Annotated in this window: 13 protein-coding genes and 1 pseudogene; 5 read left to right on the forward strand and 9 right to left on the reverse strand. The window is 42.4% G+C overall.

What is annotated here, in order from left to right:
- The 6 genes from LVY74_RS01400 to LVY74_RS01425 all read right to left on the reverse strand — a co-directional run bounded on the left by LVY74_RS01400 (position 1) and on the right by LVY74_RS01425 (position 7,382).
- The gene (locus tag LVY74_RS01400; RefSeq protein ID WP_237813506.1) at positions 1 to 1,146 is read right to left on the reverse strand and encodes a YdcF family protein; all 1,146 of its coding nucleotides are present in this window, start codon (positions 1,144 to 1,146) and stop codon (positions 1 to 3) included.
- A gap of 2 nt (positions 1,147 to 1,148) precedes the next feature.
- On the reverse strand, positions 1,149 to 2,186 hold the full coding sequence (gene murB, locus LVY74_RS01405; RefSeq protein ID WP_237813733.1) for a UDP-N-acetylmuramate dehydrogenase: 1,038 nt from the start codon (positions 2,184 to 2,186) through the stop codon (positions 1,149 to 1,151).
- 15 nt (positions 2,187 to 2,201) lie between these two features.
- A complete protein-coding gene (locus tag LVY74_RS01410) occupies positions 2,202 to 2,711 on the reverse strand; it encodes a low molecular weight protein-tyrosine-phosphatase (RefSeq protein ID WP_237813507.1) in 510 nt (169 codons plus the stop codon).
- 144 nt (positions 2,712 to 2,855) lie between these two features.
- Positions 2,856 to 4,895 carry a DNA polymerase III subunit gamma/tau gene (gene dnaX / locus LVY74_RS01415; RefSeq protein WP_237813508.1) on the reverse strand — a complete coding sequence of 680 codons (2,040 nt, stop codon included), beginning with the start codon at positions 4,893 to 4,895 and terminating at the stop codon, positions 2,856 to 2,858.
- A gap of 168 nt (positions 4,896 to 5,063) precedes the next feature.
- A complete protein-coding gene (locus tag LVY74_RS01420; RefSeq protein WP_237813509.1) occupies positions 5,064 to 5,924 on the reverse strand; it encodes a MaoC family dehydratase in 861 nt (286 codons plus the stop codon).
- A 66-nt stretch (positions 5,925 to 5,990) separates the two neighbouring features.
- Positions 5,991 to 7,382, reverse strand: coding sequence for a 3-oxoacyl-ACP reductase (locus LVY74_RS01425; RefSeq protein ID WP_237813510.1), 1,392 nt, complete (start codon positions 7,380 to 7,382; stop codon positions 5,991 to 5,993).
- 241 nt (positions 7,383 to 7,623) lie between these two features.
- On the opposite strand from LVY74_RS01425, the pseudogene LVY74_RS01430 reads away from it, so the two are divergent.
- Together LVY74_RS01430 and LVY74_RS01435 are read left to right on the forward strand one after the other, a co-directional pair.
- Positions 7,624 to 8,907: pseudogene (locus LVY74_RS01430) on the forward strand (acetyl-CoA C-acetyltransferase); the annotation flags it as partial.
- Positions 8,908 to 9,149: 242 nt separating this feature from the next.
- The gene (locus LVY74_RS01435; protein WP_151778365.1) at positions 9,150 to 9,359 is read left to right on the forward strand and encodes a KTSC domain-containing protein; all 210 of its coding nucleotides are present in this window, start codon (positions 9,150 to 9,152) and stop codon (positions 9,357 to 9,359) included.
- Here LVY74_RS01435 and LVY74_RS01440 read toward each other — a convergent pair.
- Genes LVY74_RS01440 through LVY74_RS01450 form a run of 3 tightly spaced genes read right to left on the reverse strand, consistent with a single transcriptional unit; the run spans position 9,346 to position 11,110 of the window.
- Positions 9,346 to 9,933, reverse strand: coding sequence for an O-methyltransferase (locus LVY74_RS01440; protein WP_237813511.1), 588 nt, complete (start codon positions 9,931 to 9,933; stop codon positions 9,346 to 9,348). The two genes, LVY74_RS01435 and LVY74_RS01440, sit on opposite strands and share 14 nt — an antisense overlap.
- 22 nt (positions 9,934 to 9,955) lie before the next feature.
- A complete protein-coding gene (locus LVY74_RS01445; RefSeq protein ID WP_237813512.1) occupies positions 9,956 to 10,177 on the reverse strand; it encodes a DUF1653 domain-containing protein in 222 nt (73 codons plus the stop codon).
- A gap of 27 nt (positions 10,178 to 10,204) precedes the next feature.
- Positions 10,205 to 11,110, reverse strand: a complete 906-nt coding sequence (locus tag LVY74_RS01450; RefSeq protein WP_237813513.1) for a LysR family transcriptional regulator — start codon at positions 11,108 to 11,110, stop codon at positions 10,205 to 10,207.
- A 111-nt stretch (positions 11,111 to 11,221) separates the two neighbouring features.
- Between LVY74_RS01450 and LVY74_RS01455 the strand changes: the two genes are divergently transcribed.
- The 3 genes from LVY74_RS01455 to LVY74_RS01465 all read left to right on the forward strand — a co-directional run bounded on the left by LVY74_RS01455 (position 11,222) and on the right by LVY74_RS01465 (position 13,658).
- Positions 11,222 to 12,493 carry an MFS transporter gene (locus LVY74_RS01455; RefSeq protein WP_237813514.1) on the forward strand — a complete coding sequence of 424 codons (1,272 nt, stop codon included), beginning with the start codon at positions 11,222 to 11,224 and terminating at the stop codon, positions 12,491 to 12,493.
- Between the two features lie 12 nt (positions 12,494 to 12,505).
- A complete protein-coding gene (locus LVY74_RS01460; protein WP_237813515.1) occupies positions 12,506 to 13,204 on the forward strand; it encodes an alpha/beta fold hydrolase in 699 nt (232 codons plus the stop codon).
- A 190-nt stretch (positions 13,205 to 13,394) separates the two neighbouring features.
- Positions 13,395 to 13,658 carry a hypothetical protein gene (locus tag LVY74_RS01465; protein ID WP_237813516.1) on the forward strand — a complete coding sequence of 88 codons (264 nt, stop codon included), beginning with the start codon at positions 13,395 to 13,397 and terminating at the stop codon, positions 13,656 to 13,658.

A 13,658-nucleotide genomic window follows, 5' to 3' on the forward strand; every position in this document is an offset into this window, starting at 1 on the left:
TTAAGGCACCTCTCGACAATCACTCACGCCAAAAACGACATCGCGAATGCTTGCCAATAATTCATAATTGGCACGGCGACTATGATCATAGTTCTGAACCGATGGTTTCCAACTGGTGAGTCGGGTTGGCATCGGTGCATTGACTGGAATTGTGGTGATTCCATTCATCGCAAATAAACGCCGAGTACGTGGCATATGATATTGATCGGTAATTAGCATCACTTTGGGTGCTCCGCCTTTTTTTTGTAATAATAATGAACTGAAACGGCTATTTTCACAGGTATTCATACTACGATTTTCTAATAATTTTGCAGAAAGCCCATGTGCTTTTAACCAAGTCTGCATATACGGGGCTTCAACACCACTCAAAACAATCGGCAGGTGATTACGTTTTTCGAGTGCTAATGTCGTTTCTAAACGCAACTTCGTGTAATTATTCACCACAATATCTTTGCGATTTTTATCTAAAGTTAACCCCCCCCCTAACACGACAATTGCAGAAGGCTGAGAAGCATCATTACGTTTCATGTCAGCACTCGTTTGTGGTGATGAACTCACTTGCTGTAGCTCACTATACATCTGCTGATTGACGACTTCGCTGGCACTGGTGTCTACAGGATAAGTTTTTAAAAAATGAATATATTTATCCATCAATTGCAAATTATCAGGCATATCCAAGTTAGCAATTTCACTGGCTAGACGCGTATCATCAGCTTGTAATTCTTCACGCAGCTCATGTTTTCTATGTCTAAGTACTTTTTCAATTTGCTGATCAGGCTGTAAGCTATTTTCATGTTCTTGATTACGCTTAATTTCAGACTCTAAAAGGTCATAACGCGCCTGAATCAAGTTTAAACTGGCAGCATCTTGACGACGTGCAGCATCTTGCATGACTTTTAAGTATGCCTGACGTGCAACCCACAAGTCCGAACCTGGTTCCAAGTCATCATGCTCACTCAAGGCTGCCATTTGCTGACTACGGGCTGCAACCGTATTGACTTCAACAGGTACAAAACGGTTCAGTAGAAATAAAATAAACTTTGAATAAAATGGCGTATAAACCAACACGGTAAGACATGCCATCAGTCCAAATAGCACGGCTGCCACTCGGACAAAACTGACCATCCAATGTTGTTTATTGGTCATTGTTACACACTCACATGCGGTTGAATCAGACCCAATTCATTAAACAATACAGGTTCAGGCGCCAGTGTAACACCAAATTTTTGTTGAACTGCGGCTTGTACTGCGCGATAAGTCAATTGCACATCATCCAAACTTGCCGCTTCATAGTTCACCAAAACCAATGCTTGCCGTGCAAACATACCCACTGCGCCCAAACGCTTTCCTTTCCAGCCTGCCTGATCAATCAACCAGCCTGCCGCAATTTTCACCTCACCGTTGGGCTGTGGGTAATGTGGCAGGTTTGGATAAAGTTGTGAGAGTGCCTGATACTGAGCAATTGAAATCACAGGATTTTGAAAGAAGCTGCCTGCATTTGGAAATTCTTTGGGGTCAGGCAATTTACTTTGGCGAATTGCAATCACCTGTTTTTGCAGATTTTCTGCGGTCTGATCTTCACCGACAGCCTGACGTAAATCACCATAAGCCAATTTTAAATTGGGCTGTTTGCAAAGCTTAAATGTCACTGCCACAATGACATAACGGTTTGGCTGTTCTTTAAAAATACTGTGACGATAAGCAAAATGACATTCTGCAGCACTTAAATTTGCAAACTGTTCAAGCTCACGGTCATAGACATGTACTTGCTCAATAAATTCACCTGCTTCCACCCCATACGCACCAATATTTTGTACAGGCGATGCACCGACCAAGCCCGGAATCAAGGCGAGATTTTGTAAGCCAAACCAATCATGTGCTGTGCTATACAAAACAAATTCGTGCCAGTTTTGCCCTGCCCCCACTTTCACCCAAACATACTGATCATTTTCATCAAGCACATCAATACCTTGAAGATGGATATGAATCACCAATGCTCGAATCTGTTGAGGAAGTAACATATTGCTTCCACCAGAAAGGATCAGAACATTCAACTGCTCCGCTTTGGCATAAGCCAGTGCTTCCTCAAGCTCGCCCGTTGAGGCGATCTGTACATAATGTGATGCTGTTGAATTTAAATTTAATGTATTCAACGCTTGCAGTTGAAAATGCTGTTTAACTTGAATCACTGAAACAGAACCTTATTGTTTTTGTGAAGACTTAAAGACAAGAACCCATGCCCGACTGGCAATTTCACACTGATCGAGCACCTGCTCAAACCCTGCTGCACCGCCATAGTACGGATCGGCAATTGCTTGACCTTGAAATTCGCTCGCATGCTCGGTCATCATGGCAACCTGTGCCCGAAGGCTTTGTGTAGAAAACTGCGCTTGGGCTTGCTGTTCAATACGCTGAATATTTTTAAGATTTTGTTCATCCATTGCGAGAATCAGATCAAAATCCTGAAAATCTTGGGGAGAGAGTTGGCGCGCTCGCAAATTAGACAAATCATAGCCACGCTGCTTGGCATATTGCTGGCTACGCGAGTCAGGCGCTTCACCAATATGATAAGCGGCTGTTCCAGCAGAATCGACATGTACATTGAGTTGCTGTTGCTGACAGAAGTGGCGCAGAACCGCTTCAGCAGTTGGAGAACGGCAAATGTTTCCTAAGCATACACACAAAACCTTGTAAGGCTGTTGCGACGACATGTCCGACCTCAATAATTGCTTAAATATCAATTATATTATTTTCATTTCAAAGATGAAATACAGCTCTATAGACTTTGCTTAAACAAACGCTATTTCTTGTAAAGAAATACAACGATCTTGTATCTTGTTCAGCAAAGTCTTGACTTAATCCTGTTTGAGTTGAATCTGCTGAATATCACCATCGAATGTGTTGAGTAATTGCTGCACAATCGGATCTTGATGAATCAGATCAGTAGCACGTTGTTGCGCTTTTTCACGGCGTAATTGTTGCATCATATAGGGCGTGACTTGAGTGACATCCCCATACTGCACTGAAAAACGCGTATTTTGCCACTGGTCTTTCAACGCTTGTTCGAGGTTGTGTTGCTGTTGAGTCAACAATTTTTCATATTGCTGGGGAATATGAAAAATACTTTCACCATTAATTTGTCCATGCATTAAACCATACTGTGCCAGTTCTTGAACAGCAGGCGATAATGCACTATTTCTAAACCAGTATTCCCATTTTTCAACTGTCCACTCACCCTCAAGCTGTTGCTCAGGCAATTTTAAAATATCTTGTGGTAACAGTTGTGCATCTGATTCAACAAACTCATCTTTGTTCGAAGCAGTCACAGATTGCTCAATCACAGGTTCAGAGACTGACTCAACAACAGGCTCAGCAAATAACGAGAATGTATCCGCTTCAGGTTCAGATAGCTGAATATGCTGTGTAGTCTGTTGCTCAAGTTCATCAGGCAATGCAAACGGGAAAAGATTGTCTTCCGTGTAAATATTAGCAGCAATCACTGGATGTTGAGCTGAAGGTAAATCAACCTCAATCAGTGTGCTTTCATCGACTGCATCAAACTCGACTAAGGTTTTCGGTGACTCAACCTGTGGCTCGACTTCACTGACTATTGGCTCAGACTCAGACTCAGACTCAGACTCAGACTCAGGCTCAGGCTCAGGCTCAGGCTCAGGCTCAGGCTCAGGCTCAGGCTCAGGCTCAGGCTCAGGCTCAGGCTCAGGCTCAGGCTCAGGCTCAGGCAAGCTTATCGCAGGTGCATCAAAAGCAACAGATGAAGGAGATTCAACCGTTTGAATCACTTCATTGATTTGTAAGGGACGAAATGCCAGCAAGCGTAAGATGCACATTTCAAAACCTTGCTCTTGTGTCACCGCCCATGTCAACTCGGAACGACCTTTACACGCGATTTGATAATACAATTGCAAATCTTGCGCAGAAACCACTTGAGCCAGTTTCTTAATTTTCTGATTAATTTCCTGACTGTATTTCAAACTTAAATCTGGCAAATATTGCATCAGTGCCAGTTCATGCAAGGTCGAAATCAGCTGATCTAGCACCAATGCCACATCAAGTGCTTGATGACGAAATTGCAGCAATAACTGACTGACCTGTTGAGGTTGATTTTGATGAATCGCCAGAATCAAATCATAAATAATCGAGCGGTCAATCAGACCAAGCATATCTTTAACATCTTGATGCTGAACTTTACCCTGACCATAGGCAATCGCCTGATCAGTTAAAGACAAGGCATCCCGCAGCGACCCTTGTGCCGCTTCAGCAATTTGCCAAAGCGCATCTGGCTCAGCCTGAATCTGTTCTTTAAGTAAAATATCATCAAGGTGATGATGAATTTCATTGGCATCCAAAGGACGCAAGGTAAATTGCAGACAACGTGAAATGACAGTAATTGGTAATTTTTGTGGATCGGTGGTGGCAAACAGGAATTTAACGTGTTCAGGCGGTTCTTCCAATGTTTTCAGCAAAGCATTGAAAGAATGCGTAGAAAGCATGTGTACTTCGTCAATCAGGTAAACCTTAAACCGCCCTTGCGTCGGTGCATAAGGAACGTTGTCGAGTAACTCACGTGTGTCTTCCACTTTGGTACGTGATGCCGCATCAATCTCAATCAGATCAATAAAACGCCCTTCATTGACCGCACGACAGGTTGCACAGGTTTCACATGGGGTTGCTGTCACCCCTGTTTCACAGTTCAAGCACTTTGCCAGAATCCGCGCAATGGTAGTTTTCCCTACGCCACGCGTCCCTGTAAACAAATAAGCATGATGCAAACGTCCACGTTCTAAAGCACTCATCAGTGCTCTAGCCACATGGTTTTGCCCAACTAATTCATTGAAATTACGAGGACGGTATTTTCTAGCAAGAACTTGATACATGTATGCTCCTTTCCACGCTGCTAAGCATACTGTTTTTTTTAGCAATAGTGAATGCAACGCTATTTATTCGCTTAAATAGCAACATGTTTATGCTCAAGATTTGCATTTTCTTGAAATACTTAGGCTATTTATGTGAATAAAAATCTTTCACCTTAATCATGGAATGACTTACAAACTCAAAATTTCACCCACAACATGCGGCTTATGCGATTTGGCGTTGCGAATTAAAAACTGATTGATGGTTTTGCTTTGTTGATGCGTCATCAACTCAACCTCTGAAGGTAAAAATACAGGCAGTTTAAAACTGACATCTGCTTGATATTTTTCAGGCAGGCTCAAGGCAGCCAGTGCTTTGGCTTTTGTCCACATGCCATGTGCAATCGCCTGTTTAAAACCAAACGCTTTTGCAGTCAAAGCATGTAAATGAATCGGGTTGACATCCCCCGAAATCAGTGCATAACGGCGTCCTGTACTCTCACTAATTGACCAGCGATCATGCAACATCCATTCTAAATTGGCTTTTTCTGTCGGTTTTTCTTCAACACGCGCATTATTGGTTTTTTGACGTGCCAAATAAGTACTCACGCCTTGCATCACCACGTCATTACCGACATAAACTTCGGTAATAAACTCAAATTGTTGCCCTTTATGATGCGGCTTCATTTCACCAAAACGACAACTTAAACGATATTGAAAATTGGCTGCCAATGGTTTGTATTGCGTCACCTGATTATGAATGTGTACCAAACCTAAAATCGCAAATGGAAAAGCTTCTTGCGTCATCATTTGCATTTGTAAGCTTTGAGAAAGCACCGCAAAATAAATTGCAGGCACATAACCATTATTTGAAAAACCGCAAATTTGGTTGTAAGAACGTAAATGTTTGGCATCGACATGAAAAGCATCGACCACATATTCAACTTCAGGCAACTGTTGTTCTAGTCGCTTATTTCTTAGGATCAATCCCTGAATCACTTTTGGATAAGCAAAATAGGGTTTTGGAAATTGACTAAAATGACGTGTTCTCATGATGCACCTGTTTTGATTATAAAAAGAAAAATGGGGGATGATTTCTCCCCCAAACTTCGCATGATTTTAAGCGCCAAGCAAGCTTTGTCCACAAACCCGTACAATATTGGCATTCACGCCTGAAGACGCAGGCGCGGCAAACCACGCAATGGTTTCTGCAACATCGACAGGCAAACCACCCTGACTCATCGAGTTCATACGGCGACCCGCTTCACGGATCGCAAATGGAATCGCAGCCGTCATTTGCGTTTCAATAAATCCAGGAGCAACTGCATTGATAGTAATGCCTTTTTTCAAATGTGGTGCGGTGTATTTCACTAAACCAATGACTCCAGCTTTTGAGGTGGCATAGTTGGTTTGCCCTAAATTCCCTGCAATCCCGCTAATTGAAGACACACAGACAATACGCCCTTGCTCATTCAAAGCATTATGTTCAAGCAAATAGTGATTAATCCGCTCAGCCGCAGATAAGTTGATGTTAATCACCATATCCCAAAACTGCTCTTTCATATTGGCAAGGGTTTTATCTCTTGTGACCCCTGCGTTATGCACCAAAATGTCCAGACCACCCTGTTGCTGACAAGCCTGTGCAATTTTTTTACCCGCATCGGCAGCGGTAATGTCGAGCGCCAAGGTTGAACCGCCAATACTTTGCGCCACTCGATCGAGATCGGCTTGTTGTGGTTCAACATCGAGACAAATCACATGCGCGCCATCTCGCGCCAGTACATGCGCAATCGCTTCACCAATACCACGACTCGCCCCTGTGACCAATGCGGTTTTTCCTGAAAGCGGTTTTGACCAGTCGACTGCAATGACATCCGCCTTTTGCACCACAACCACTTGCCCAGAGACATAAGCCGAACGTGGTGACAAGAAAAAGCGTAAAGTCGATGCCAGATTTTCCGCCGCATCTGGCGCTGCATAAACCAACTGCGCCGTAATGCCTTTACGCAACTCTTTGCCCAAAGACTTTACAAACCCGACCAAAGCCCGTTGGGCAATGGCTTGAGAAACTGATTCAGCTCGATCAGGGTCAACCCCAACAATAACAACCCGACCTGAAGTTTGAATTTGTCGGGCAATCGGGTGGAAAAAATTGTAAATATCTTTGAGCTGTTCTGTACTATGGATACCTGATGCATCAAAAACAATGGCTTTAAAGCGAGGACTTTTAGTTTCAGGGCTAAAAACGCTCACGTCTAAATCTGCATTTTTGGCTTGCTCAAGTAACCCTGCATCCTCTACCACATAGGTATTGGCATGTACCTGTCGCAAGGTTTCTGCAATTGCGGATGTAAAGTACGCCTGAGCTGTCGTCCCCAACAAAACTGCCCCCTGAATCACGGGGGTTGCCGTTCGGTAACGTTCCAAATCGACAGGTGCAGGAAGTCCGAGGTGTTTAATGACAAATTTACCAATCGGCGTTGTAGAGAAATGTTGATATTGATCGGTCATAATAATGTTCTCTTCGCTTCGGTGAATCATATAGATACAGCATGAAACACATCTAGAGGGTCGATAATTTTGAAATTATCATACTGAAATTGCGTATGAGATGTGTTGACTTGAATCGTTGTTATTGTGTCATTTCGGTCAATTGCCCGAGTTCTATTCTATGCTATGGTAAAACAAAATTATCTCTAATTTCACTTTATTTTTCCATCCAACCTTTTTTCATTTTTTGCACAGGAACATCACTATGAGTCAGACTACTATTCGTCGTGTTGCAATTTTGGGTGGCAATCGTATTCCTTTTGCCCGTTCTAATGGTCCTTATTTGAAAGCTAGCAATACCGACATGTTCACTGCTGCGCTCAATGGTCTGGTTGAACGCTTCCACTTACAAGGGCAACGACTGGGGGAAGTTGTTGCAGGTGCTGTTCTTAAACATAGCCGTGATTTTAATTTAACACGTGAATGTCTGCTCAATAGTCAGCTTGCGCCTGAAACGCCTGCTTACGATTTACAACAGGCTTGTGGCACGGGTTTACAGGCAGCTTTTGCGGTTGCCAATAAAATTGCACTTGGGCAAATCGAAGTCGGGATTGCTGGCGGTGTCGATACCACCTCAGATGCACCCGTTGCACTCGGCGATGGCTTACGCAAAGCACTGCTTGAACTCAATGTTGCCAAAACTGCAAAAGCCCGCCTTCAGGCACTCAGCAGCATCAACTTTAAATCGCTGATCGAAGCCCCTAAAAATGGTGAACCCCGCACAGGTTTATCGATGGGTGAACATGCCGCTTTAACTGCTTTAGAATGGGGAATTTCTCGTCAGGCACAAGATGAGCTTGCCGTTGCCAGTCATCATAAACTGGCTGCTGCCTATGAAGCAGGTTTCTTTGATGACTTGATCACCCCATTTTTAGGCTTAAACCGCGATCAAAACTTACGTCCAGATTCTTCTATTGAAAAACTGTCAACTTTACGCCCTGTATTTGGTAAAGGTGACAATGCCACCATGACCGCAGCGAACTCAACACCTCTAACTGACGGCGCATCCTGTGTATTACTTGCCTCGGAAGAATGGGCCAAAGCCAATGGACATGAAGTTTTGGCCTATTTAAGTTTTTCTGAAACAGCAGCAGTTGATTTTGTGCATAAAAAAGAAGGTTTGCTCATGGCGCCTGCTTATGCTGTGCCACGCATGCTCGCTCGTGCCAATTTAAAGCTACAGGATTTTGACTTTTACGAAATTCATGAAGCCTTTGCCTCACAAGTCCTCAGTACCTTAAAAGCATGGGAAGACCCTGAGTTCTGCCAACAACGTCTTGGTTTAGCCGAACCGCTAGGTAAAATTGATCGTAGAAAACTCAATGTCAATGGTTCATCTCTTGCTGCAGGTCACCCTTTTGCAGCGACAGGCGGGCGCATTTTAGCCACTGCGGCCAAACTGATTCACCAAAAAGGTTCAGGACGTGCATTGATTTCAATTTGTGCCGCAGGTGGCCAAGGTGTAACTGCAATTGTCGAAAAATAAGATCTAAATCTTTTCTATATGCATTCAACAACAAGTAACCTTGTGCGACACATAAGGTTACTTGTTTGTTTTTTAGCGTCTGTTTATTATTTTGTAAAAGGATGTGTTGATTTCAAACAGCTAGGGAGTAGGCATACATCAGGATATGTAATAAATGATAAGAATAGAATGAATAATGCATTTGTTGGTTCAAAAATTGCACTATTTTAGAAAAATACCAACAACGATACAGGGTGATATATATGTATAGAGCTGATCACATCGTTAAAACTTGGAAATACAGTGCAAGTTCTCGTTACTTAAAAATTTTTTATGCAGATGGTACAGCCGTATTATTTTACTCTGTACCCCGCTTTGTTTATGACAGTATGTTACGTGTGCAGAATAAAACAGCATTTATAGAAAAATATCTCACTTATAATTTACACTTTTCAAGCGTCATGCTTGCTTAACCAAAACACATAAGCCTGCCCCAATCGCCAAGTGACTCATCACAAAATTTGTGTCAGATTTTATCACTGAAATAAATTCTGACACTTCCCTAGCATGCGAAATTACACGATCAATCACAATCATTCCTCGTGGTTTCACGTGTTGGGGTAAATATTGCCAATAAGATAAATATTCACTCCGCTCTGCATCCAAAATAATCAGATCAAAGCATTGCGTTGTCTGCTGCAAAAACTGCAATGCGTCACCAATCCAAAAATCAATCGGTGTTTTTAAGTCAAAGGCTTGCAAGTTCTGCTGTGCAAATATACTTCTCTCAGGTTGTTTTTCCACACTAATCAGATGCCCTGTACTATTTTCAAGCATTTTTGCAACCCATAGTGTGGTAAAGCCTGCGGATGTGCCGATTTCAAGGATGTTCTGACTATTTTGTAAAGTAATGAGTTGAGAAAGAAACAGTACAGACTCTAACTCCATACTGCCATAACGCGCCAAACGATGATCTTGCTGGGAATCATGTTGTTTCAGTTGTAAATACAGTTGTTTTTGTTGCTTTAGAAACTGTTCATCAATCATTCACAACCTCTCTTATTCATCATTATTCTAAGCGTTGGATTAATTCAAAACGTGGACAACTTACGCCATTTTCTAAGCTTACCTGTTCAACAAACATGCTTAATGGTCGAATCCACATGGAGTAATCTCCATATAAACATTGGTATACCACATGTTCTTCCTCAGTTTCACTATGTTTTGCAACTGTAAATACTTGGTAAAGCTGACCTTTATAATGTCGATAGATACCACGTTGTAAAGGCATAAATAAATACTCCAAATTATAGCCAGTTCAATATTGATTTTGATGACATAAAGACATCACGATACTGGCAAAATTGATCGCCAGTTGTGATGGATTTTCCGCATGATACGCCAAGCCAAGACTGACATGTGGCACAGGTGCTTGCAATCGACAATGCTGAATACCCGCCAGTTGCACCTGAATCACGGACTCAGGTACCAAAGAAACACCCAAGTTACCAGAAATTAAAGATAAGATAGACACTAACTGAGGTGCGCTTTGTCCAATTTTCGGGTCAAATCCTGCCTGTAAACACGCTTGTACAATCGCATCATATAAGCCCATTCCTGAAAAAGATTCAGGAATCATAATAAATGGATCATCTTTGAGTACAGTCAAAGCCAAAGCCTGTGCATGTTTTGCTGCAGGATGATGTGATGGCACAACAGCAACCAAAGGTTCATCCATTAAATGCTGAATTTTTAATGCTTCTGGTTGAGGATCTGAAGGTCGGAGGAAAGCAATATCGACTTGTTCATTGAGTAGTTTTTGAATCAATGCTGCTGAATTGGCTTCCTCAATTTTTACTTTCACCTTCGGATAAGTCTTTTGGAACTCACGAATTGCCGTCGGAATCAGTGGGTTTAATGCTGCTGTTCCTGTAAAGCCCAAATTTAACTGTCCAAGTTCACCATTGGCAACTTGTCGTGCGATTTGAATAGCTTCCTCAGCACGTTGCTGCAAAGGCTGTACAGCCTGTAAAAAAGCCTGACCCGCTTCAGTGAGGACGATACCATGTGGATTACGGTGAAATAGGGCTGCCCCAATTTCATTTTCCAAATCGCGAATTTGCATACTTAAAGGTGGCTGACTAATCCCTAAACGCATGGCGGCTTTGGTCAGATTTTTTTCTTCTGCTGCCACTAGGAAGTAGCGTATATGCCGAAGTTCCATATATAAAACATATCAAGGTACATATTTAAATATATTAGAAAAATACCTAGTAAATTGCTAGATTAATCTCGAATAAGTTCCTTATAAAATCTCACCAATTGAGTATTTATCATGTCTAGCGACTCATCATCCAAATCCGTTCAAGTTCCTACAGAAACTTGGACGCATCGCTCATCTTCTCCACGCACCCGCCCCACTACAAAAAATCTCTGGATTCAACAAGGCTCTCAAGACTATTACCGTGCAGGTTTTGCCCTGTTCTTATTGGGCTTTGCCAGCTTCTCCCTGATTTATTGTGTACAGCCGCTTCTTCCTGCATTTTCACATAGTTTTGCAATTAGTCCTGCAACCAGTTCCTTGGCACTGTCCTTAACCACAGGCTTACTGGCATTCTCGATTGTATTAGCCAGCGCATTTTCACAAGCCTTCGGACGGCGTGGCATTATGTTTATTTCAATGGCAGTCGCCTCTGTTTTAAATATCATCGCTGCATTTATGCAAGAGTGGCATGCACTGCTGATTGCTCGGGCGCTTGAAGGATTGGTTCTTGGGGGTGTCCCTGCTGTTGCAATGGCATGGCTGGCTGAAGAAATCGATCCTGCGCATTTGGGTAAAGCCATGGGGCTTTATGTCGGAGGTACAGCCTTCGGTGCAATGATGGGTCGAGTGGGTATGGGACTAATCAGCGAATTTTATTCATGGCGGATTGCCCTTGGTGTACTTGGTATCATTTGTCTCATCTTTTCTTTTGGATTTTTTCAATTACTGCCTAAATCTCGCAACTTTATTGCTCAACCCAGCTTTCGTGTCAGCTTTCATATGCGGACATGGGGCAAACATTTAAAAAACTTGGGTCTTATTCGTCTGTATGCAGTTGGCTTTTGTTTGACCAGTATTTTTGTCACGCTATTTAACTATGCGACTTTCCGCCTATCAGGTGCGCCATATTCATTTAGTCAAACCACCATTAGCCTGATCTTTTTGGTCTATGCATTTGGTGTAGTGTCTTCATCAATCGCAGGAAGCTTAGCCGATCGCTTTGGTAAACGCCCTCTAATGCTGAGTGGTTTTATCATTATGGGTTTAGGGATTTTATGTACTTTGGCAAACCCAATCATTGCAATTATTGCGGGAGTTATTTTAGTCACCACTGGATTCTTTATCACTCACTCTGTGACTAGTGGCTGTGTTGGCCCTACAGCAGGTGAAAATAAAGGACATGCCGCATCTTTATACTTATTATTTTATTATATGGGTTCCAGCATCATTGGCTCAGTGGGTGGCTGGTTTTGGTTACACGGAGGCTGGTCAGCAATTGTCAGTCTCACCCTTGTCTTTGCTGTGATTGGTAGCATTTTATCTTTAGTGCAAGTCAAACATTAATTTAGGTTGTTTATGCTTTCTCCTCGTCCTACCGTCGTTTTTATTCCCGGTTTACTCAATGATAAAAAATTGTGGCAATATCAAACAGATGCTTTGTCACAATACGCAGAAATCATTGTTGCAGACTTGTCACAAGATGACAATTTACCCGCAATGGCAGCACGAATTTTAAATCAGGCACCCGCAAAATTTGCGCTTGTTGGACTGTCTATGGGGGGCTATGTTGCTTTTGAAGTCATGCGTCAAGCACCTGAGCGTGTGACTAAACTTGCACTGTTTGATACCAGTGCCCGCCCTGACAGCGCGACTTCAGCAAAACACCGCCAAGCGACCATACATTCACTCAAAGTCGGTCGATTTATGGGAGTAACCAATAAATTACTTCCTCAAATTATTCATCCATCTCGTGTGCATGAACCCTTCGCTGAAGAAATTAAAGCTATGGCTCAGCGTATTGGTGGCATCGGCTTTATCAATCAGCAAACGGCTATTCTCGCTCGCATAGACTCACGCCCATTATTGGCAGACATTCAAGTTCCAACATTGATTGCAGTGGGTGAAAATGACCTTGTAACGCCTGTAAAACTCGCTCAGGAAATGCATGAAGGGATTGCACATTCACAACTTCATATTTTTAAACAGTGTGGGCATTTACCTCCTATGGAGTGCCCTGAAGAAACAACTCAGTTGTTACGTGACTGGTTACAATAAAAATGAGGCACTGACACTGTTACATTTAGACATTGTGACAGTGTCAAGCAAGATGAAAGTCGTATTGTTCAAATAGTAAAAATGTTTGAGCCTATAATACTCTCGTTAGCAAAATGTAAATTTCACTTTTTCGATTTCAAGAAATCTCTAGACTAAGCTCAAATACAATCATAAATGAGAGGAATTCTTGATGAAACAAATAATTATGCTGAGTAGCATCTGCATTGTCTTAGGTCTAACAGCATGTCAAAAACAGCCAAATCCTGAAACAGGCGCATCGACTGAACAGCATTTAGATAAAGCTGCCGAACAAGCTAAAAATGATTTTAAACAAACAGTAGATACCGTTTCAGCCAAAACCAAACAAGCATCAGACCATGCTGCCAGTGAACTTGATCGTACGATTAATCACACTGAAGACCAAATTCATAAAGCCACAGGGGATCATCAATAA

The sequence above is a fragment of the Acinetobacter sp. ME22 genome, assembly GCF_022012315.1.
GTDB classification, from domain to species: domain Bacteria; phylum Pseudomonadota; class Gammaproteobacteria; order Pseudomonadales; family Moraxellaceae; genus Acinetobacter; species Acinetobacter brisouii_A.